This window comes from Pantoea sp. S-LA4, assembly GCF_054482835.1.
This window is the reverse complement of the sequence record NZ_JBTLRC010000002.1, coordinates 3786427-3806991: the sequence shown is the minus strand read 5'-3', so window position 1 is coordinate 3806991 and position 20565 is coordinate 3786427. Positions and strand designations below refer to the sequence as shown.

19 protein-coding genes are annotated in these 20565 nt (G+C 55.5%); 3 read left to right on the top strand and 16 right to left on the bottom strand.

What is annotated here, in order from left to right; genetic code table 11:
* Positions 1-22 precede the first annotated feature (22 nt).
* The 14 genes from atpG to ravA all read right to left on the bottom strand — a co-directional run bounded on the left by atpG (position 23) and on the right by ravA (position 15197).
* The gene (atpG, locus tag ACX3P5_RS18770) at positions 23-889 is read right to left on the bottom strand and encodes a F0F1 ATP synthase subunit gamma (RefSeq protein ID WP_031590993.1); all 867 of its coding nucleotides are present in this window, start codon (positions 887-889) and stop codon (positions 23-25) included.
* Between the two features lie 52 nt (positions 890-941).
* On the bottom strand, positions 942-2483 hold the full coding sequence (atpA, locus tag ACX3P5_RS18765; RefSeq protein ID WP_010258868.1) for a F0F1 ATP synthase subunit alpha: 1542 nt from the start codon (positions 2481-2483) through the stop codon (positions 942-944).
* 14 nt (positions 2484-2497) lie between these two features.
* Entirely contained in the window at positions 2498-3031 is a 534-nt protein-coding gene (gene atpH, locus ACX3P5_RS18760; protein WP_233985791.1) for a F0F1 ATP synthase subunit delta, read from the bottom strand.
* 14 nt (positions 3032-3045) lie between these two features.
* A complete protein-coding gene (gene atpF, locus ACX3P5_RS18755) occupies positions 3046-3516 on the bottom strand; it encodes a F0F1 ATP synthase subunit B (protein WP_233985792.1) in 471 nt (156 codons plus the stop codon).
* Positions 3517-3621: 105 nt separating this feature from the next.
* Positions 3622-3861 (bottom strand): F0F1 ATP synthase subunit C, encoded by a 240-nt coding sequence (gene atpE / locus ACX3P5_RS18750; protein WP_003849523.1) that lies wholly within the window; start codon positions 3859-3861, stop codon positions 3622-3624.
* Positions 3862-3965: 104 nt separating this feature from the next.
* Positions 3966-4784, bottom strand: a complete 819-nt coding sequence (gene atpB, locus ACX3P5_RS18745; protein ID WP_233985793.1) for a F0F1 ATP synthase subunit A — start codon at positions 4782-4784, stop codon at positions 3966-3968.
* A gap of 8 nt (positions 4785-4792) precedes the next feature.
* Positions 4793-5173, bottom strand: coding sequence for a F0F1 ATP synthase subunit I (gene atpI, locus ACX3P5_RS18740; protein WP_233985794.1), 381 nt, complete (start codon positions 5171-5173; stop codon positions 4793-4795).
* 707 nt (positions 5174-5880) lie between these two features.
* Entirely contained in the window at positions 5881-6504 is a 624-nt protein-coding gene (gene rsmG / locus ACX3P5_RS18735; protein ID WP_458969094.1) for a 16S rRNA (guanine(527)-N(7))-methyltransferase RsmG, read from the bottom strand.
* Between the two features lie 47 nt (positions 6505-6551).
* Entirely contained in the window at positions 6552-8441 is a 1890-nt protein-coding gene (gene mnmG, locus ACX3P5_RS18730) for a tRNA uridine-5-carboxymethylaminomethyl(34) synthesis enzyme MnmG (RefSeq protein ID WP_458969093.1), read from the bottom strand.
* Positions 8442-8873: 432 nt separating this feature from the next.
* The gene (gene mioC, locus ACX3P5_RS18725; protein ID WP_458969092.1) at positions 8874-9314 is read right to left on the bottom strand and encodes an FMN-binding protein MioC; all 441 of its coding nucleotides are present in this window, start codon (positions 9312-9314) and stop codon (positions 8874-8876) included.
* 155 nt (positions 9315-9469) lie between these two features.
* Entirely contained in the window at positions 9470-9931 is a 462-nt protein-coding gene (gene asnC / locus ACX3P5_RS18720) for a transcriptional regulator AsnC (protein WP_013359557.1), read from the bottom strand.
* Between the two features lie 102 nt (positions 9932-10033).
* Positions 10034-12172, bottom strand: coding sequence for a 5-histidylcysteine sulfoxide synthase (ovoA, locus tag ACX3P5_RS18715; RefSeq protein ID WP_458969091.1), 2139 nt, complete (start codon positions 12170-12172; stop codon positions 10034-10036).
* A gap of 71 nt (positions 12173-12243) precedes the next feature.
* Complete coding sequence (gene viaA / locus ACX3P5_RS18710) at positions 12244-13704, bottom strand: ATPase RavA stimulator ViaA (protein ID WP_458969090.1); 1461 nt, start codon at positions 13702-13704, stop codon at positions 12244-12246.
* Complete coding sequence (gene ravA / locus ACX3P5_RS18705; RefSeq protein ID WP_233985800.1) at positions 13701-15197, bottom strand: ATPase RavA; 1497 nt, start codon at positions 15195-15197, stop codon at positions 13701-13703. The genes viaA and ravA overlap by 4 nt, the downstream gene beginning before the upstream one ends.
* 293 nt (positions 15198-15490) lie before the next feature.
* Between ravA and kup the strand changes: the two genes are divergently transcribed.
* Complete coding sequence (gene kup, locus ACX3P5_RS18700; RefSeq protein WP_233985801.1) at positions 15491-17359, top strand: low affinity potassium transporter Kup; 1869 nt, start codon at positions 15491-15493, stop codon at positions 17357-17359.
* Between the two features lie 31 nt (positions 17360-17390).
* Here kup and qseC read toward each other — a convergent pair whose 3' ends face one another.
* On the bottom strand, positions 17391-18734 hold the full coding sequence (gene qseC, locus ACX3P5_RS18695) for a quorum sensing histidine kinase QseC (RefSeq protein ID WP_336757053.1): 1344 nt from the start codon (positions 18732-18734) through the stop codon (positions 17391-17393).
* A complete protein-coding gene (gene qseB / locus ACX3P5_RS18690; protein ID WP_233988241.1) occupies positions 18722-19393 on the bottom strand; it encodes a quorum sensing response regulator transcription factor QseB in 672 nt (223 codons plus the stop codon). The genes qseC and qseB overlap by 13 nt, the downstream gene beginning before the upstream one ends.
* A gap of 162 nt (positions 19394-19555) precedes the next feature.
* Here qseB and ACX3P5_RS18685 point away from each other — a divergent pair, with 162 nt between their 5' ends.
* Together ACX3P5_RS18685 and rbsD are read left to right on the top strand one after the other, a co-directional pair.
* Positions 19556-19957, top strand: coding sequence for a YgiW/YdeI family stress tolerance OB fold protein (locus ACX3P5_RS18685; RefSeq protein ID WP_336757056.1), 402 nt, complete (start codon positions 19556-19558; stop codon positions 19955-19957).
* A gap of 183 nt (positions 19958-20140) precedes the next feature.
* Complete coding sequence (gene rbsD, locus ACX3P5_RS18680) at positions 20141-20560, top strand: D-ribose pyranase (protein ID WP_233985804.1); 420 nt, start codon at positions 20141-20143, stop codon at positions 20558-20560.
* The last annotated feature ends 5 nt before the right edge of the window (positions 20561-20565 follow it).

Sequence of the window (20565 nt, the reverse complement as noted above, 5' to 3'; positions counted from 1 at the left end):
CTCTACCTAATTCCAAACCTGGTTAAACCGCGGAGGCTCCACCGACAATCTCGGTAAGTTCCTGGGTGATGCTGGCCTGACGAGCTTTGTTGTACACCAACTGCAGCTCTTTGATCAGATTTCCGCCGTTATCGGTTGCGGCTTTCATCGCCACCATACGTGCGGCCTGCTCACTGGCCAGATTTTCCACCACACCCTGATAAACCTGCGATTCGACATAACGACGCAGCAGGGTATCCAGCAGCGCTTTCGGATCGGGTTCATACAGGTAATCCCAGGTCTTCGCCTTCATCTCTTCTTCACCTTCCGCTGGCGGTAACGGCAGCAGTTGGGTAATGGTCGGAGTCTGAGACATGGTGTTATTGAATTTGTTATTGACGATCATCAGCTTGTCGATGCGGCCTTCATCATAAGCCTGCAACATCACTTTTACCGGGCCAATCAGATCAGACAGAGCAGGTTTATCGCCCATGCCGCTGACTTGCGCCACAATGTTGCCACCCACAGCATTAAAGAATGACGCCCCTTTCGAACCGATAATCGACAGATCGCTCTGCACGCCTTTATCGGACCAGGACTTCATATCCGCCAGTAACTTTTTGAACAGGTTAATGTTCAAACCACCACAAAGCCCGCGGTCAGTTGAAACGACCAGGTAGCCGACGCGCTTCACGTCGCGCTCTTCCAGGTAAGGGTGCTTGTATTCCAGATTACCCAACGCAAGGTGACCAATCACTTTGCGCATGGTTTCTGCATACGGACGGCTGGCCGCCATGCGTTCCTGCGTTTTACGCATCTTGGAGGCGGCGACCATTTCCATCGCTTTGGTGATCTTCTGCGTGTTTTTCACGCTTCCAATCTTGCTTCGTATCTCTTTTGCGCCGGCCATTAGCTTCTCCTCAAAGCCTTGCGGCCTGCCTTTTCAGACAAGCCGCCAGACATTACCAGGACTGGGTTGCTTTAAACGTCTCGACCAGGCCTTTCAGCTTGGCTTCGATATCGTTATTAAAGTTACCCGACTGGTTGATTTCAGCCATCAGCTCAGCGTGGTCGCGATCGGCGAAGGCCAGCAGTGCAGCTTCGAAGCTGCCAATTTTTGCCAGTTCAACGTCGTTCAGATAGCCACGCTCTGCAGCGAACAGAACCAGACCCTGCTGCGCAACAGACATCGGCGCATACTGTTTCTGCTTCAGCAGCTCGGTCACTTTCTGACCGTGGCTCAGCTGTTTGCGGGTTGCATCATCCAGATCAGAGGCGAACTGCGAGAACGCCGCCAGTTCACGATACTGTGCCAGCGCGGTACGAATACCACCGGACAGTTTCTTGATGATCTTGGTCTGTGCAGCACCACCTACGCGGGATACCGAAATACCTGGGTTAACCGCCGGACGAATACCGGAGTTGAACAGGTTCGATTCCAGGAAGATCTGACCATCAGTAATCGAGATTACGTTGGTCGGAACGAACGCAGAAACGTCGCCCGCCTGGGTTTCGATGATCGGCAGCGCGGTCAGTGAACCGGTTTTACCTGTCACTGCGCCATTGGTGAAACGCTCTACATAATCAGCGCTTACGCGTGATGCACGTTCCAGCAGACGGGAGTGGAGATAGAACACGTCGCCAGGGAATGCTTCACGACCTGGTGGACGGCGCAGCAGCAGAGAAATCTGACGGTACGCGACAGCCTGCTTAGAAAGGTCATCGTAAACGATCAGCGCATCTTCACCGCGGTCACGGAAGTATTCACCCATCGCACAACCTGCGTACGGAGAGAGATACTGCAGTGCAGCAGATTCAGAAGCAGACGCCACAACAACGATGGTGTTCTGCAGTGCGCCATGCTCTTCCAGCTTACGAACCACGTTAGAGATGGTTGAGGCTTTCTGACCAATCGCAACGTAGACACACTTGATGCCTGAGTCGCGCTGGTTGATGATCGCATCGATCGCCATCGCGGTTTTACCGGTCTGACGGTCACCGATGATCAGCTCACGCTGGCCACGGCCGATTGGAATCATCGCATCGACCGACTTATAACCGGTCTGAACCGGCTGGTCGACTGACTGACGATCGATAACGCCCGGTGCAATCACTTCGACCGGTGAGAAACCGTCGTTGTCGATGGCGCCTTTACCGTCGATAGGTGCACCCAGGGTGTTCACCACACGGCCCAGCAGGCCACGGCCTACCGGTACTTCCAGAATACGGCCAGTACACTTAACCTTCATGCCTTCGGCGAGGTCAGCGTAAGGACCCATTACCACTGCACCTACTGAGTCACGCTCGAGGTTCAGGGCAATAGCGTAACGGTTGCCCGGCAGGGCAATCATCTCACCCTGCATCACATCGGCCAGGCCGTGTACGCGGATGATACCGTCACTTACAGAAACAATCGTACCTTCGTTGTGAGCTTCACTCACGACATTGAACTGAGCAATGCGCTGCTTGATCAGTTCGCTGATTTCGGTGGAATTCAGTTGCATATGCTCCAGTCCCCTTAAGACTGCAAGACGTCAGCCAGACGGTCAAGACGGCCGCGTACGCTGCCATCAATAACCAGATCACCCGAACGGATGATCACGCCTGCCATCACAGACTTATCAATTTTGCAATTCAGCTTAACTTTGCGTGACAGACGTTTTTCCATCGCGGCGCTGATTTTATTCAGCTGGTCGTCACTCAGCGTACTGGCGGAGATAACATCAACTTCTGCGGTGGCTTCATGAGCGTCACGCAGTTCGATGAATTGGGCCAGTACTGCCGGAAGCGCTGTCAAACGTCCGTTTTCCGCCATCACCTTAATCAGGTTCTGCGCGGGTTCATCCAGTTGATCACCACAGACTGCGTTAAACGACGCTGCCAGCGCTTCGGGTGCTAATGCACCTGAGAGAAGATCAGCCATCTGTTCATTGCGAGCCACTTCTGCGGCAAACGCCAGCATCTGTTGCCAGCGTTCTATACCTTGATGCTCAACAGCAAAGTCAAAAGCTGCTTTGGCGTAGGGGCGAGCTACAGTAATCAGATCAGACATCAGCCCCTCCCTCCTTACAGTTCAGCGACCAGTTTATCAACGATGTCGCTGTTAGCAGCTTCATCCACGGAACGTTCGATGATCTTCTCGGCGCCGGCCATAGCCAGCAACGCGACTTGCTTACGCAGTTCTTCACGAGCACGTTTGCGTTCGGCGTCAATTTCAGCCTGCGCTTGTGCCACGATGCGAGTACGTTCGTTTTCAGCTTCGGTTTTGGCTTCGTCCAGAATCTGCGCGCGACGCTTGTTCGCTTGCTCGATAATGACCTGAGCGTCTTCTTTGGCTTTTTTCAGCTGGTCGGTCGCATTAGCCTGCGCGAGATCCAAATCTTTCTTAGCACGTTCAGCAGAAGCAAGGCCTTCAGCAATTTCTTTCTGGCGCTTTTCGATAGCAGCCATAAGCGGCGGCCATACGTACTTCATGCAGAACGCGACAAACAGGATGAACGCGATAGCCTGGCCGAGGATTGTTGCATTAATGTTCACAGCACAATGCCTCTAGATTGAGTATTTAACTTTTCTGCCGTTATCAACGATAAGCGGCAGAATCCGTTCACCCTTGCACACTGTGCGCTGAGTGAACACAGGGCTTTAGGCGACAGCAAACATCACGTAGAGACCCAGACCAACAGCGATCATCGGGATTGCATCCACCAGACCCATTACAACAAAGAACTGCGTGCGCAGCAGAGGAATCAGGTCAGGCTGACGAGCAGCGCCTTCCAGGAATTTTCCTCCGAGGATGCCGATACCGATCGCAGCACCGATTGCCGCCAGGCCCATCATCACAGCGGCAGCCATGTACAGCAGATCCATATTCAGGTTTTCCATGACAGTCTCCAGTTTGTTTCAGTTAAATGCTCCCTTCATCTTCCGGGCTGCAGCCGGCTGGCTGTGACCCGGAATAGAGAGGGAAAGTAGTGTTGAGAAAAAAATCAATGTTCTTCAGATGCCATCGACAGATAGACAATCGTGAGGACCATGAAAATGAAAGCCTGTAGCGAAATGATCAGGATGTGGAAAATGGCCCACGGCACATTCAGCACCCACTGCGACCACCACGGCAACAGACCGGCAATAAGGATAAAGATCAGCTCACCCGCATACATGTTGCCGAACAGTCGTAAACCGAGAGAAACCGGTTTAGACAGCAGGCTGACACCTTCCAGAATCAGGTTGATCGGGATGAAGATCGGGTGGTTAAAAGGCTGCAGCGTCAGCTCTTTCGTGAAGCCGCCAATGCCTTTCATTTTGATGCTGTAGAACAGAATCAAAATAAAGACGCCCAACGCCATAGAGAGCGTGATGTTCACGTCTGCAGACGGCACAACGCGCAGCGCCGGCAGGCCCAACCAATGCTCACCGATATACGGCAGCAGATCGATTGGCAGCAGATCCATGAAGTTCATCAGGAAGACCCAGACAAAAATTGTCAGCGCCAGCGGGGCGATAAGTTTGCTCTTACCGTGATACATGTCGCGCACGTTGTCATCAACGAAACCGACAACCAGTTCGATAGCCGCTTGTAATTTCCCTGGCACACCGCTGGTAGCTGTTTTAGCCACTTTACGGAACAACACCAGGAAGATAAGTCCCAGCACCAGAGAGAAAAACATGGAATCGATATTTAATACCCAGAACGTCGCGGGAGCGTCGTGCGGATTCACTAACTCGAAAGTACGCAGGTCCAGCTGAAGGTTGTTCAGATGGTGCCCTATGTATTCTTGCGGAGTAGAGATTTCTCCTGCAGCCATGATGCCTCTTACCCTTTGTTGTTAATTACCGCCGGTGCCAGCATTTGTACCACCAGCACCGATAACCAGGTTATTCCGACCGGCCAGAAAACCGCCCCGAATAGACCCAACGCCACAATGAGCAAAATGATGGTCGCGAACACTTTGGCTATTTCACCCAAAGCGAAGCTCCACGCGACTCGTCCCGAAGCGGGGGTTTGCCCCTGCAGGCGCCAGGCTAAAAACAAAAACAACACGTTTGGCAGCCAGGCTGCCGCGCCGCCTGCCAGAGCAGAAACGCCCCAGGTGACATCTTTCAGAGCAAAGAGTGCACCGATGATGACAATCGTCACCAGCTGAATCATCAGCACTGTCCGGGCGAATTTTACACTGTAAAGAGACACTGACATGACGCTGATACTCTCCTGCCCCATTAGGGGTATGTCGCGTGTCGTATAAGACTGCCTTTACGCATTTGAGTCAAGCAGCAAAAGCCGTGCAAATTATACGGGCCGCACCTGCGATTTCAATCGGTAAGTAGCGAAAAGGTGAACAATTATTTAAATTTCTTTCCGGAGGGCTATTTTTCCAAAGATTAGCCCGCAGGGATTCGTCGTTTCCTGCCTGAAAATGGGCTGGCGACTTGCTTTTAAAGCGTGCTTTAGATCACATAATAAGCATTCGCACCGTCTCAACTTTTCTCTCAGGGCTAATTCCGGGCTTTTCCTTCTCTCAATAAACCTTTCAAAATCATAACATTGAAAATATAAGCGCAATCGGGGAAGCCTATTTTCCCGGAAAACACGCTATTGACATCGAAGGGTGCATGAGAAACGTTAAATTCATATTACGCACGCCGAGTTATTACCCTGATATATTTTCTGGCGTGACTATTTTTATTCCGCCAGTCCGCTATACAAGTGATCTTTCTGCTAACTAAATGTGAATTAAACGTTAAATGTAACAGAGCTTTTCGGATAATTTCCGTCGGCTTTGTTAATCCTCCACCGCATGTTGCAGAATGAAAATGCCGTTTTTTAAACGCATCAACTGCACCTTTTTTCACCAGCAATCGGATGAAAACCGACGGCTGGCGCAGAGTAAACCCTTATCCGTTTCAGGCCTGGTGCTGACGAATAATCACCAGGTGACGGTCACCTTCCAGCTGTGGAACCAGCAGTTTAACCACCGCATCACAGTGATAGCCCGCCGGTAAGCTGGCAATTTCATCATCCGGACGGACGCCTTTGAGGGCAAAAAAGCGCCCTTCTGTTCCCGGTAAATGATGACACCAGTTCACCATGTCGGTCAGTGAGGCAAATGCGCGGCTGATGACGCCATCAAAAGGTGGCTCGGCCGGGAAGTCCTCAACCCGGCTCTGTACCGGAGCGATGTTAGTGAGTCCTAACTCATGCTGAACCTGGCGCAGGAAGCGCACTCGCTTACCCAGGCTGTCGAGCAGCGTGAAGTGCGCATCGGGCATCACTATCGCCAGCGGAATACCTGGCAGGCCCGGTCCGGTTCCCACATCAATAAAGCGTGAGCCGATCAGCTGGGGTGCCACCACAATGCTGTCGAGGATGTGGCGCACCAGCATCTGCTGGGGATCGCGTACTGACGTCAGGTTGTAGGCTTTGTTCCATTTATCCAGCAGCCCGACATAGGCAACCAGCTGCTGTTTTTGTTGATCAGAGAGGGAAATATTGGCTGCCTGCAGCAGCGAGGAGAGTCGGTTAATCACAACGTAAGTCCAGTCAGCGGGGGCGAGTCGCCTCGCCCCGTTTCAGGTCAGGCGCTTTTGCGCAGCAGACCCTGTTTTTTCAGATAAATAAGCAGAATAGAGATGGCCGCCGGGGTGATACCGGAAATACGCGTCGCCTGGCCAATCGAGGTCGGCTTGTGGTCATTCAGCTTGGCGATCACCTCATTTGACAGGCCGTTGACCTGGCGATAGTCGAGGTCAACCGGCAACAGGGTGTTTTCGTTGCGCAGCTGACGATCGATCTCCTCCTGCTGGCGTGCGATATAGCCTTCATATTTGACCTGAATCTCAACCTGCTCAGCCGCCTGCTCATCAGCCAGCGCCGGACCAAAGGCGTTCAGCGACATCAGCTTCAGATAGGTCATTTCCGGACGACGCAGCAGATCTTCGCCACTGGCTTCTTTGGTCAGCGGCGCACTGAGAACCGTGTTCACCTCCGACACGTTATCCGATTTTGGATGAACCCAGATATCGCGCAGGCGCTGACGCTCCTGTTCAATCGCTTCCAGCTTCTGATTGAAGCGCGCCCAGCGGGCATCATCGACCAGACCCAGCTCGCGGCCGGTTTCGGTCAGACGCAGATCGGCATTATCCTCACGCAGCATCAGACGATACTCGGCGCGGGAGGTAAACATGCGATACGGCTCTTTGGTGCCGAGCGTGCAGAGATCGTCAACCAGCACGCCGAGGTAAGCCTGATCGCGACGCGGCGCCCAGCCCTCTTTGTCGGCAGACTGGCGCGCGGCGTTGAGGCCGGCCAGCATACCCTGCGCAGCCGCTTCTTCGTAGCCGGTGGTTCCGTTGATCTGTCCGGCAAAGAACAGACCGTGAATAAATTTGCTCTCCAGCGTCGGTTTCAGATCGCGCGGATCGAAGAAGTCATACTCAATGGCATAACCCGGGCGCACGATCTTCGCATTTTCCAGACCCTGCATCGACCGGACGATCTGAATCTGCACATCAAACGGCAGGCTGGTTGAGATGCCGTTCGGATAAATTTCGTTGCTGGTCAGTCCTTCCGGTTCGAGGAAGATCTGATGCGCATTACGATCGGCAAAGCGCATCACTTTATCTTCGATCGACGGGCAGTAGCGTGGCCCGATCCCTTCGATGATCCCGGCATACATCGGGCTGCGATCGAGGTTGTTGCGGATCACCTCATGGGTTTTTTCATTGGTATGGGTGATCCAGCACGGTACCTGCTGCGGATGCTGAGCGGCATTGCCCATGAACGAGAACACCGGCATCGGGTGATCGCCATGCTGCGGCGTCAGTACTGAAAAATCGATGGTGCGCGCATCAATGCGCGGCGGCGTACCGGTCTTGAGGCGGTTAACCCGCAGCGGCAGGGCACGCAGTCGTTTTGCCAGCGGAATGGAAGGCGGATCGCCTGCACGGCCGCCGCTGTAGTTATCCAGTCCGATATGAATTTTACCGTCGAGGAAGGTACCCACGGTCAGCACCACGGTCTTCGCCCGGAATTTGAGCCCCATCTGAGTCACAGCACCCACGACGCGATCGTTTTCCACAATCAGATCGTCAACCGCCTGCTGGAAGATCATCAGGTTGGGCTGGTTCTCCAGTGCGGTGCGTACTGCCTGACGATAGAGCATGCGATCGGCCTGAGCACGGGTTGCCCTGACGGCCGGACCTTTGCTCGCGTTTAGTATCCTAAACTGAATGCCGGCCTGATCGATTGCGTGGGCCATCAGACCCCCCATGGCATCCACTTCCTTCACCAGATGTCCTTTGCCAATGCCACCGATCGCCGGGTTACAGGACATTTGTCCAAGCGTATCAATGTTATGGGTGAGTAACAGGGTTTGCTGACCCATTCGGGCTGCCGCCATTGCGGCTTCGGTGCCCGCATGACCACCACCAATTACGATGACGTCAAAAGGATCCTGATAAAACATGAAGTGGTACCTCGATTGATGAACAGGCAGGATCGTCGTCCTGGGGCGTGGATTCTACTCAAATTCCGCCTGGGGTGAAAGCTGCGGGATCCTCAGGTTTTAAAAGAAAGGATCTTAGATCTGTATATGATCTTTCTGTTAGATCTCTTATTAGGATCGCCGGTTTCTGTGGATATGTGCCAGAACGCCAGTCACAACAAGCGATTAGCAAGGATCACTAGCTGTTAATGATCGGTGATCCTGATCCGTATAAGCTGGGATCAAAATGGCTACTTATACACAGCTCAAAAAGCATACTGCGGTTACTCTTTGGATAACTACCGGTTATACGCAGTAAAAGAGGGTAGTTATCCACAAAATAAACGGCTTCAAAAGGACAAAATCAGCATCTTCCACTGGGGATCGTCACTATTTCACGATCCCCGACCAGATTCAGATCGCGCTTTTCCAGTCCATCACCCATACCCCGGCCGGATCTTCAGGGATCTCATGCTCAAGGACATCGATTTCCAGACGATCGCCGATCCGCTGAGCGGCCTGGGCAATTAACAGCGTCTCTATCTGACGGATCGCCCCGCAAAACAGATCGTATTCGTGATTACCGAGGCCGACCGCCCCAAAGCGGACCTGAGAGAGATCGGGCTGCTCTTCATTAATTGCCTCGAACCACGGCAGCAGATTATCGGGAATTTCGCCTGCGCCATGCGTTGAGCAGACCACCAGCCAGATGCCTTCCAGCGGCACTTCATCCAGCGCCGGGCCGTGCAGCAGCTGCGTTGAGTAGCCTGCTTCCTGTAATTTTTCTTCCAGATGCTCAGCAACATACTCGGCACTGCCCAAAGTACTGCCACTGATTAAGGTAATATCGGCCATCTTGCTCTCCCGGACATTAAGGCGGGCATTGTACGCTGTGATCAAGCGGTGATCCACCTGTGGAAAACAGGGTTAATGGATCGGGTGATGTGAACGCAGCCGTTGTCAGCCGCTGCATTCGTCCGGGATAAGGTTGTACACAGGGGGAAGCGCGATCAGGGCTTGATGGTGCGCATGATCGGGTTTTGCAGGGAGATCAGGGTTTCTGTTGATTGAATTTCATCAATTGTCTGGATCTTGTTGATCAGCACCTGTTGCAGGGCATCAATCGAGCGGCACATCACCTTGATAAAGATGCTGTAGTGACCGGTGGTATACCAGGCTTCCACCACCTCATCCAGCGCTTCCAGCTTGCTCAGTGCCGCCGGATAATCGCGTGCGCTCTTGAGAATAATGCCGATAAAACAGCAGACATCAAAACCCAGCTGGCGCGGATCGATATCGACACGGGTGCCCAGAATAATGCCGGCCTGTTTCATCTTTTCCACCCGCACATGGATGGTGCCGGGGCTGACATTAAACTGTTTTGCCAGCTCGGCGTAAGCGGTACGCGCGTTATCCAGCAGGGCATTCAGAATGCCGCGATCCAGGTTATCGAGCTGCAAATGTTCGGCCATGACCATCCTCGTTAGGCTGCGTTGTGTTCACAAAGGGAGAATGTGCAGCAAAATAGCGAGACAGGCAACAACCGGCAGCGACGGACGCCGCTGCCGGCTCACTTAGCGTTTGCGCCAGACGGTAACCTGGGCCAGCGTGTGCTGGAACTTGCGCGCCGTTTCGCGGATCACAAACGGCTTATCGATTGGATCATCCAGCAGTTCAAAGTCGGCTGCCAGTAGCCGTTGCAGCGCCTGCAGCGTGGTCAGCGCCTCGCCATTTTCACGTACGCCGCCCAGCCAGTTCTCTTTCGGCGTGTATTCTTCCAGCCAGGTGTAAGGCGAGGAGAGCAGCAGGATACCGCCCGGCCGCAGCATCGGCGTCACATCCTGCAGGAAGCGCGCGGGCTGACGCAGGCGATCGATCAGGTTGGAGGCCAGCACCAGATCGTAGCGGCCCGGTTGCGGCTTGAGGTTACAGGCATCGCCCTGCACGAACCGGATGCGCTGCGCCAGATCGCCATCCAGCGCGAAATCTTTCAGGCGCACCTGGCGATACTCCACCAGATCGCCCTCCTGCGGCACTACATAACGGAAATCTTCTCCGCTGGTCAGCTGCAGCGCCACGTCGATGAAGCGCGCCGAGTAGTCCATGCCGGTGACGCGTTCAAAGTGGCGGGCCAGCTCAAAACTGGCGCGTCCGGTGGCGCAGCCGATATCCAGTGCTTCAGTCTGTGACGTGGTGTACTTCAGCGCCAGCTTCACCAGGCTTTCAGCATAATTATCCACGCCGAAATAGCGCGGGCCATACTGGAAGTCGAGATACTGCGACACCATGGCGTCAGTTTCATACGGGTTCAGCGTCATACTTTCCTGATGGCTGGAGACCACGTAGCGGAAACCGGCGTGCTGGAAGAAATGGCGGCGAAAGGCATAGCGCGCCGATTTCAGCGCTTCGTTGCCGGTTGAGATCCAGCTGCCGCCTTTGATCAGCGAATGCTTGCCATCAAAGGTCGGGGTAGAGAAATCATCGTAAAGCGGGTGGACTTTGAAACCTTCAAAGCCGTTGGTCGGTGTTGTGGTCCACTGCCAGACGTTGCCGACGATATCGAAAAAGTCGCCCTGGGCGAACTGATCGACCGGAGAGGAGGAAGCCCAGTACGCCAGATTGATATTGCCTGGTGCCTGTTCCCACTGCGGCTGATCGCCCGCCACCTGCTCGCGCAGCTGATACCATTCGGCTTCGCACGGCAGCTGAATCGCCATTCCGCTCTGTTCGGCTTTCCAGCGACAGAAGGCGGCCGCCTCAAGCTGGTTCACTTCCGCCGGCCAGTCCCACGGCATCGCCACTTCTTCACACATCAGACGCAGTTTAAGCTGATCGGGCATCGCTGGCGTGCCGACCCAGAACGTCGGCATCTCAGCCTGAGCAAATTGCCGCCAGCCCCAGCCTTCATCATCCCACCAGCGGGAATCCTGATAACCGCCCGCACGGACAAACTCAAAATATTCGGCATTGCTGACCAGCATTTTGCTGGCTTTGAACGGCTGCAGCGTAACCTGCTGGCTGCCGTACTCATTATCCCAGCCGTAGGTATCGTCGGTTTTCCCCAGCGTAACCGTACCGCCGGGCATCGCCAGCAGACTGTTGGCCGGCACATCCTGACGCTGGTGGCGCGCCAGCGGACAGATCGGCCAGGCGGGCTGCGGCGTTACCCAGTCAACCGGTAGCTGGCGGATCAGCACGCTGGAGGTTTCCAGATGGATACGCTCATGCTCGATACCCATCAGGATCACCCACGCCGGGCTGTCCCACGCGATCGGCAAGCTCAGCGGCAGGGTCTGGATCAGATCGCTGACCAGCGCTTTCACCCGGCCACGGTAGTCACGTACCTCATCAATGGTCGGCCACGCGTAGTGGTTGTCGTTGAGATCGTCCCAGCTCATTTCATCGACGCCAATCGCCATCATCGCTTCAATCCGGTCGTCGAGGCGCGCATCAATATAGCGTCCGGCCATCAGCTTATTAATGTAGAAGGTCGCCGTGTGGCCAAAATAGAAGATCAGCGGATGGCGCAGCGGAATCGCTTTGGTAAACCAGGCCTGCGGATCGGCCAGACAGGTAAACAGGCTTTCGTACTGTTCCCATGTCTGGTGAAAATAGCTCAGCAGCTCGGCTCGTTTTTGTTCAATGTTCTGGCCGGAGAGCAATAACGTACGCGTCGGCGCAGGCAGATCGCGATGAGGATGGACGGTGGTCACAAGGTGCTCCAGATTGCTGAGTAAGTGAAACGGTAATTCACTATAGCAAAGAAGCATTTCTGCCTGATGACTTAACGACGCCAGTGGCGCAGCAGGCGGCTTTTCATGCCGGTATCGAAGCGCCAGATATGGTCGAAGATGCGCATAATACCGGGCTTTCCGTGCGTCGACATCGCCACGGCGTGAAAACGTTGCTGATTATGTCGCTGGCGGTGTTTGATGGCGCCGATCACCTCTTCCGGCAGACGCTGGGCGATAAAATCGGAGACGATCACCGCATCCGCCTCCTGCCAGAGCACCCCTTCCATGCGCTTCACCACGGCGGAAAGACAGGCGGCCAGATCGGTGCCGCCACGAAAGCGCTGACTGAGGAAGCGAATCGCCTGCTCCAGGCCATCATCACCGGTCAGTTCATAGCCGATCACCTCATGGGCGAACAGCATAATGTAGCAGCGACGTCGATCGGCCAGCGCCACCTTGAGTAACGCCAGACAGAACGCTTTGGCGCAGCGCTCATTAAAACCACCCATGGAACCGGAGGTATCGACGCAGACAATAAACGGCCCGCGCGGCTGCTCCTCATGCTGCTGGTGGCTGACTGGCCGCAGCGTGACTTTTTCATGCCAGGCGTCGCCCTGCAGCTTGTAGGTCAGCAGGCGTTTCTCCACCAGCCGGCGATAAAACTCCAGCTCCAGTTCGCTGATGCTCAGCGCGGCCAGTTCCGGTGGCAGCAGGCGCAGCACATCATCACTCTGATGAATGCCGCTGACCTCTTCCGGCACGGCCGCCGGTTCATGAACCAGCTGATGAAACGCCTCCAGCGGCGCCTCCTGCGACGGCACGGATTTCGCTTCCCGGCTGCGACCAAGCTGCTGGGCCAGTTTCAGCAGCTCCGGCTGCTGGGCCAGAAAATCGCCGTATTGCAGCATCAGCTGGTAATCGCCCGGCTGCAGCGAGGTTTTACTCATGTCCCACAGCCGGCCGGCTGCGGCTTCGTCATCATCGCTCAGCATCGGGGCCAGCTGACCACTGAGCGCCATCCGCTGCTGCAACTCGGCCAGCAGGCGTTCGCGCTGCTGCTCCAGCAGTTGCTGATTCAGCGTCAGGGTTTGCAGCGTCAGGCTCAGCCGCCAGCGCTGTAAAAACAGCGTATGTTGCGCACTGCTGAGATGATGAATGTCGGTATGCTGGAGCAGTCGGCGGGCTTCATCGATAAAGGGGGAAGGCAGACGTTCAAGGGTCTGAAGCGTGGCGTCGAGCTGCTGGCTGAACTGACGATCGCTGAGCAACTGCACCTGTTGAAACAGCTGAAACTCTTCGGCCAGTAACGCGGGCACCGGCGTGGCTTTCAGTTCCGCGCTGATTTCCGCTTTCCAGCGCGGCACATCGCGCAGCAGCGCCTTTTTCAGACCGGGGAATCTTTCAAAAAACAGCGCCAGTTGCGGCGACGCCAGCAGCGCGATAATTAACTCTTCAATCAGTTCGGTTTCGCCAATTGAGAGCAGCGTGCTGAGCGTCTCCAGAGAGATCATTTACGCGCCTGTTTCAGCTGTTCCGCCACATCCTGCAGGCTGGTTTCAACCCGCGCCAGCCAGTCATCGCTGATAAACAGGCAGCGCTGATGCTGGCTGAACAGGTGGCGCTGACTGCGTAACTCACTCTCCAGCGTATCCAGCGCCTCGGTGATTTCACCTGGCAGCTGATCGCTGTTACTGACGCCAGGCAGCGTCAGACGTGAAGATTGCAGACTGACGTCGCGTATTGCCAGACAGTGTTGCGCATCAACCTGCAAATCCAGCGTCTGCGCAAAGCCAATCCCATTGAGTTTGCCGCGGATATCGCCGCCTTTTTGCAGCCACTGACTCAGTGCGTCACGGGCGATCACCAGATGCGTCACCTGCATATCGTGCAGCGTCAGCGGCTGTTGCAGCATCAGGGTCAGCTGATCATCAGTGAGGCTTTCCGGCAAATCGTAATGCGGTTTGCGGCTGAACATGCCGCTGTGTTTCTCCAGCGTGATCGCCTGCGCCATGCTCTGTTGCTGCTGTAAGGCCATGCGGCGGGCTTTGATCTGCTGCAGTCTGAGCAGCATCGGCTGCTGTTGCCAGGCATATTGCGTCATTAACAGATCGATTTCGCGCTCCAGCAGCTGCATTGAGGCGACGTCATGCCACAGGCAATCTTTCAGCAGGATCAGGTCGATGGGCGCGATGGCGTTGCGGCCGCTGTAAAAGGCGCTGGCCTGCAGCAGGTGAATCGCTTTCTTCCAGCGGCGATCGGAGATGTAAGGTGCGGCGGGCTGACTCTCCAGCTGCTGACGCAACTGGTAGATCAGCTCAAATACCGCATCGGGCAGGCTCACCTGGCTGATGCCGAGCTGCCACTGGGCGTACTCTTCATCACTGATGCGCAGCGATTCCGCCACCGGATTGGCATTTTCATCCTGCTGGTGGGTCAGCATGCTGCGGAAATTCTGCTTCTCATGCACGTTATCCAGCCATAAGCGGATCAGCATCCGGTCATACAGCGCTTCCAGACCGCTGTCTGCTTCCGGCAGTTCATTGGAGGCGGTCACCAGCAGCCGCATCGGAATTTTTTCTTCGCTGTCGCCGTTGCGGAAGCGGCGTTCATTAATCGCAGTCAGCAGCGTATTCAGAATCGCCGGGCCGGCTTTCCAGATCTCATCCAGAAAGACAATCTCCGCATCGGGCAGGTACCCTTTAGTCAGGCGCTGATAGCGACCCTCATCTTTCAGTGCCTGAATCGACAGCGGGCCGAACACCTCTTCAGGCGTCGAAAAGCGGGTCATCAGATATTCAAAAGCGCGGGCGTGCTGGAAGGCATATTTCAGGCGGCGGGCAATCAGGCTCTTGGCGATGCCTGGCGGTCCCAGCAGGAACACGCTCTCACCGCTGAGCGCAGCCAGCAGACAGAGGCGAATTGCGTGGTGCCGCTCATACAGGCCTTTTTCTAACGCATTGCTGAGACGAGAAATTCTTTCTGCCAAAAGATGGGGTTGAGCCATAATCACATCAATGTCCTTACAATCGTCGGGCCGCCGCGCTTAAGCAAGCGCCTTACTCTATAGATAATGATGCGTGAAAGCGTTGATAGCTGTCAGCTTTTTTGTTTCAGAAGGTTCGGTTAGCTGAAATGCGCCAGTAAGCAGCGGGTTACAGGCTAAAAACCCCGCGACTGGTGCAGCGCTAAGATTAACTGGGTATAGGAATTTTCGGCAATACGTGCATACTGTGCGCTTTTTGATGGCTTGAGCGAGGGGTTTTACACCTCTTAGACTCCAACAAAAGATAACTCTCTATGAGCTCGGATAATAAGCAGTCTCTTGGTGGGCTTACGCTGGCCGCAATTGGTGTTGTCTATGGGGATATTGGTACCAGTCCGCTGTATACCTTGCGTGAATGTCTCTCCGGCCAGTTTGGCTTCGGCGTAGAACGGGGCGCGGTATTTGGCTTTCTGTCGCTGATTTTCTGGCTGCTGGTGCTGGTGGTATCACTGAAATATATCAGCTACGTCATGCGGGCTGACAACGCTGGCGAAGGCGGTATTCTGACCCTGATGTCGCTGGCGGGCCGTCATACCGGTGCCCGCGCCACGGCGGTACTGGTGATCATGGGCCTGATCGGCGGCAGCTTCTTCTATGGCGAAGTGGTGATCACGCCGGCGATTTCAGTGATGTCGGCCATTGAAGGCCTGGAGATTGCCGCGCCGTCGCTGGATCCGTTCATTGTGCCGCTGTCGATTGCGGTACTGACGCTGCTGTTTGCGATTCAGAAACACGGCACCGGCATGGTCGGCAAGCTGTTTGCGCCGGTTATGCTGCTGTGGTTCCTGGTGCTGGCGATCCTCGGGGTTAACGGCATCATGAAAAACCCGGAAGTGCTGCAGGCGCTGAATCCTGCCTATGCGGTCAACTTCTTTATGCAGTACAAATCGATCTCCTTCTTCGCGCTGGGCGCGGTGGTGCTGGCGATTACCGGCGTGGAAGCGCTGTATGCCGATATGGGCCACTTCGGTAAAATCCCAATCCGTCTGGCGTGGTTTTCGGTAGTGCTGCCGTCTCTGGTGCTGAACTATTTTGGTCAGGGCGCGCTGTTGCTCAGTGACCCTAAAGCGATAAAGAACCCCTTTTTCCTGCTGGCGCCAGACTGGGCGCTGATCCCGATGCTGATTCTGGCAACGCTGGCAACCGTCATCGCCTCGCAGGCAGTGATCTCTGGCGTCTTCTCGCTGACGCGTCAGGCGGTTCGGCTCGGCTACCTGCCCGGTATGCGGATCATTCATACTTCTGAGCGTGAATCGGGCCAGATTTATATTCCGATGATTAACTGGGTGCTCTACTTTGCGGTGCTGATTGTGATTATCAGCTTTGAGCACTCCAGTAATCTGGCGGCGGCCTACGGTATTGCGGTGACCGGCACCATGGTGCTGACCTCGATTCTCTCCTGCACCGTCGCGATCAAAAACTGGCACTGGCATAAGCTGGCGGTTGGGGTGATTCTGCTGCTGATGCTGTTTATCGACGTGCCGCTGTTTACGGCGAACCTGGTTAAAATCTTCTCGGGTGGCTGGTTGCCGCTCTGCCTCGGCCTGGTGATGTTTATCATTATGACGACGTGGAAAAGCGAACGCTTCCGCCTGCTGCGCCGGATGCATGAGCACGGTAATTCACTGGAGGCGATGATCGCGTCGCTGGAGAAAGCGCCGCCGGTGCGGGTTCCAGGCACCGCGGTCTATATGTCGCGTGCGCTGAACGTTATCCCGTTTGCCATGCTGCATAATCTCAAACACAACAAAGTGTTACATGAGCGGGTGGTGCTGCTTACGCTGCGCACTGAAGATGCGCCTTATGTGCACAACGTACGGCGTGTCACCATTGAGCAGCTCTCGCCGACCTTCTGGCGCGTGGTGGCCAGCTATGGCTGGCGTGAAACGCCGAACGTGGAAGAGATTTTCCATCGTTGCGGGCTGGAAGGACTGAACTGCCGCATGATGGAGACGTCGTTCTTTATGTCGCACGAGTCGCTGATCATCGGCAAACGGCCGTGGTATTTGCGGCTGCGCGGCAAGCTGTTCCTGGCGTTGCAGCGCAATGCGCTCCGCGCGCCGGACCAGTTTGAGATCCCGCCAAACCGGGTGATTGAGCTCGGTACGCAGGTCGAAATTTAATCCAGATGACCCGCCTCACCGGCGGGTTTTTTTATGGCCAGCGCAGCGTGACACACAATCCGCTGTTGGGCCGCCGGCTGAACGTTAACTGCATCGCGTGCAGCTGGGCGATGTTACGCACAATCGATAACCCCAGCCCGCTGCCGCTCTTCTCCTGACCGGGCGGTCGCCAGAAACGTTCGCCTAACCGTTGCAGATCGGCTTCATTCAGGCCGTCTCCGTTGTCCTCGACTGACAGGCTGTTGGCCTGAAGCCGCACGTCCACCTCGCTGCCGGCTGGCGTATAGCGAATCGCGTTATCCAGCAGATTGCGTACCAGCAGTGACAGCAACAGTGGATTACCCTGAATCTGCGGATCGGCGTCGGCGTGGAGGCGCAGCGTGACGCCCGTTTTATCCGCCAGCGGCAGTTGCGCCGCCAGCGTCTCCTGCAGCGTCTGTTTTAATGACACCGGTTCGAAAGCGTTACGGGCATCATCCGCTTCCACCCGCGACAGCGTAAGCAGCTGATCCACCAGCCGGGTCGCGCGCACAATGCCGGCATCCAGCTGTTTCAGCGCATGGGTTCGCATCGTTTCATCGTCGACGGCCAGCTGAATCACTTCACTTTGCACCTGCAAGGCGGCCAGCGGACTGCGCAGTTCATGCGCGGCATCGGAGGTAAAGCGGCGCTCGCGATGCATCATTGCGTTGATCCGACTGAACAGGCCATTCAGCGCGATTATCAGTGGCTGGACCTCTTTCGGCACCCGTTCGGCCTGTAACGGCGTACCGTCATCCGGCGCGCGTTGCGCTAACTGCTGCGCCAGCTGCTTCAGCGGGCGCAGTTCCGACCAGACCAGGCTGATTAACAGCAGCAACATAAAAGGAAGCGCGATCAGCCAGGGTAAGACGCTGGCGTTCATCAGATCGCGCGCCATGTCATCCCGGTATTCCGACTCCTGACCCACTACCACGCGAAACTGCTTATCTGGCGTGGTCAGCCAGACCAGGCGCCAGCTGTCGTCGTCATTGGTGAGCTGACCATCATGAAAGCCCTGATAATCGGCCTCAAACGGCAGGTATCGGCCGTTATCGCCATCGTTCAGTACCTGTCTGCCGTCATGGGTGAAGACGGCAAACGCCAGCGCGTCATCATCCTGATCGCCGCGGTGGTGTCGTAGCAGTTGCTTCGTTTTTGGCAGCGTGGCGTTGTCCAGCGAAGAGAAATCAAGCGTCAGCAGGCGTTTTGCCAGCAGCATTTGCTGGGTATCAAACAGCTCGTCAATCGTTTCCCGCGTCTGATGCCATGCGCTGAGGCTGGCGCTGGCCCAGCAGATACCGAGCAGCAGCACAAAACCGATGCCGAGGCGCAGGAACAGGCTTACCGATCGCATTCAGCCGCTCCCAGGGTATAACCCACACCGTGCAGGGTGCGAATAAACTGGCTGCCGAGTTTTTTCCGCAGATGATGGATATGCACTTCTACCGCATTACTGGAGACGTCAGCATCCCAGCTGTAGAGCTTCTCCTCCAGCTGGCTGCGGGTCAGCACCCGGCCAGGATTGCGCATAAACAGCTCCAGCAGCGCCAGTTCACGGCTTTTCAGCTCAATCGCTTCGCCATCGCACAGGACGCTGTGACTGTCAGGCATCAGTACGACCTTGCCGTGACGCAACTCGGGTTGCAGCTGACCATGCCGGCGACGAATCAGCGCTTGCAGTCGGGCGGCCACTTCGGTTAAGGCAAAGGGTTTGCAGAGGTAGTCATCGGCACCCATCTGCAGGCCTTCGACCCGCTGATCGAGCGCATCGCGCGCCGTCAGGATCAGTACCGGCACATCCTCTCCCTGCTGTCGCCACTGTCGCAGAATATCCAGCCCGTCACGTTCGGGGAGTGAGAGATCGAGCACCACCGCATCCCAGGGCGCGGCGTGCAGCGCCTGAAAACCGGCCTCACCGGAGGTAAACCAGTCGACGCTAAATCCCAGCTTGCCCAGCCCCGCTTTGATACCGTCGCCAATTAAGCGATCGTCTTCTATCAGTAAAATACGCATCATTTCTCCCTGCGTTGATAGCGCTTTATACGAAGCAGACCACGGCTTGTACAGCTGATTTCGGCGAAAATTGCTTATTTTTACTTCTTAAGAAGCTGTTAAGAAGCCTATGGTTAACTGGGTTCAACAAAACGAAACACATCATGGAAAAGAGGTGACAAAATGAAAAAGCACGCTGCAATTTTAGCCGTCGTTATGCTGGCATCTGCCCCGGTTTTGGCTGCACAGCAAGGCGGTTTTACCGACCCTAATGCCCCGGCGGCGCAGACCCAGACGAAACAGGGCGGCTTCAGCGCCGACCACACCAGCGTGGTGACCGTGAAGCAGGCTGAAGATATGCGCGACGAAAGCTGGATCACCGTTCGCGGTAAGCTGGAAAAGCAGATCGGCGATGAAGATTATCTGTTCCGCGATCAGACCGGCACCATGAAAGTCGAAATCGACCACAAGCACTGGAACGGCCAGACTATCTCGCCTCAGGATACCGTTGAGCTGACCGGTGAGCTGGATAAAGATTTCAACAGCATCGAAATGGACGTTAAGCAGGTCAGAAAACTGCCTTAATCGCCGCGATCGGGACCGCTTCGGCGGTCCTTTTTTTTGCCCCGCTATCTGCCCTAATTCAAATTTCCCTCCGCGTGAGCGAAACGTTTCGATAACGATCACAAATTTCACTCTCCCCGATTGAGTTGCTGGCGGCTTTTCATACACTCCTGTCAGCGAAACGTTTCGCTGTGGAGTGAAAAGATGAAAAAAGGTCGCTTGTTAAACGCTGAACTCTCTCATGTGATTGCCCGCCTGGGACACACGGATACGCTGACGATTGCTGATGCCGGTTTGCCGATTCCGGCAGGACCGCAACGCATTGACTTAGCACTGACGCCGGGTACGCCCGATTTTATGCAGGTGGTCAATGCCGTCACGCTTGAGATGCAGGTAGAAAGCGCCCTGATCGCGGAGGAGATTAAGCAGCACAATCCGCCGCTCCATAGCGCACTGCTCGCCGTGCTCGAAGCCTTGCAACAGCACCAGGGGAATTGCATCACCATCAGCTACACCAGCCATGAACAATTCAAACAACAGACGCAGCGCAGTCAGGCGGTCATTCGCAGCGGAGAGTGTTCTCCGTTTGCGAATGTCATCCTGAGCGCCGGCGTCACCTTCTGAGGCCG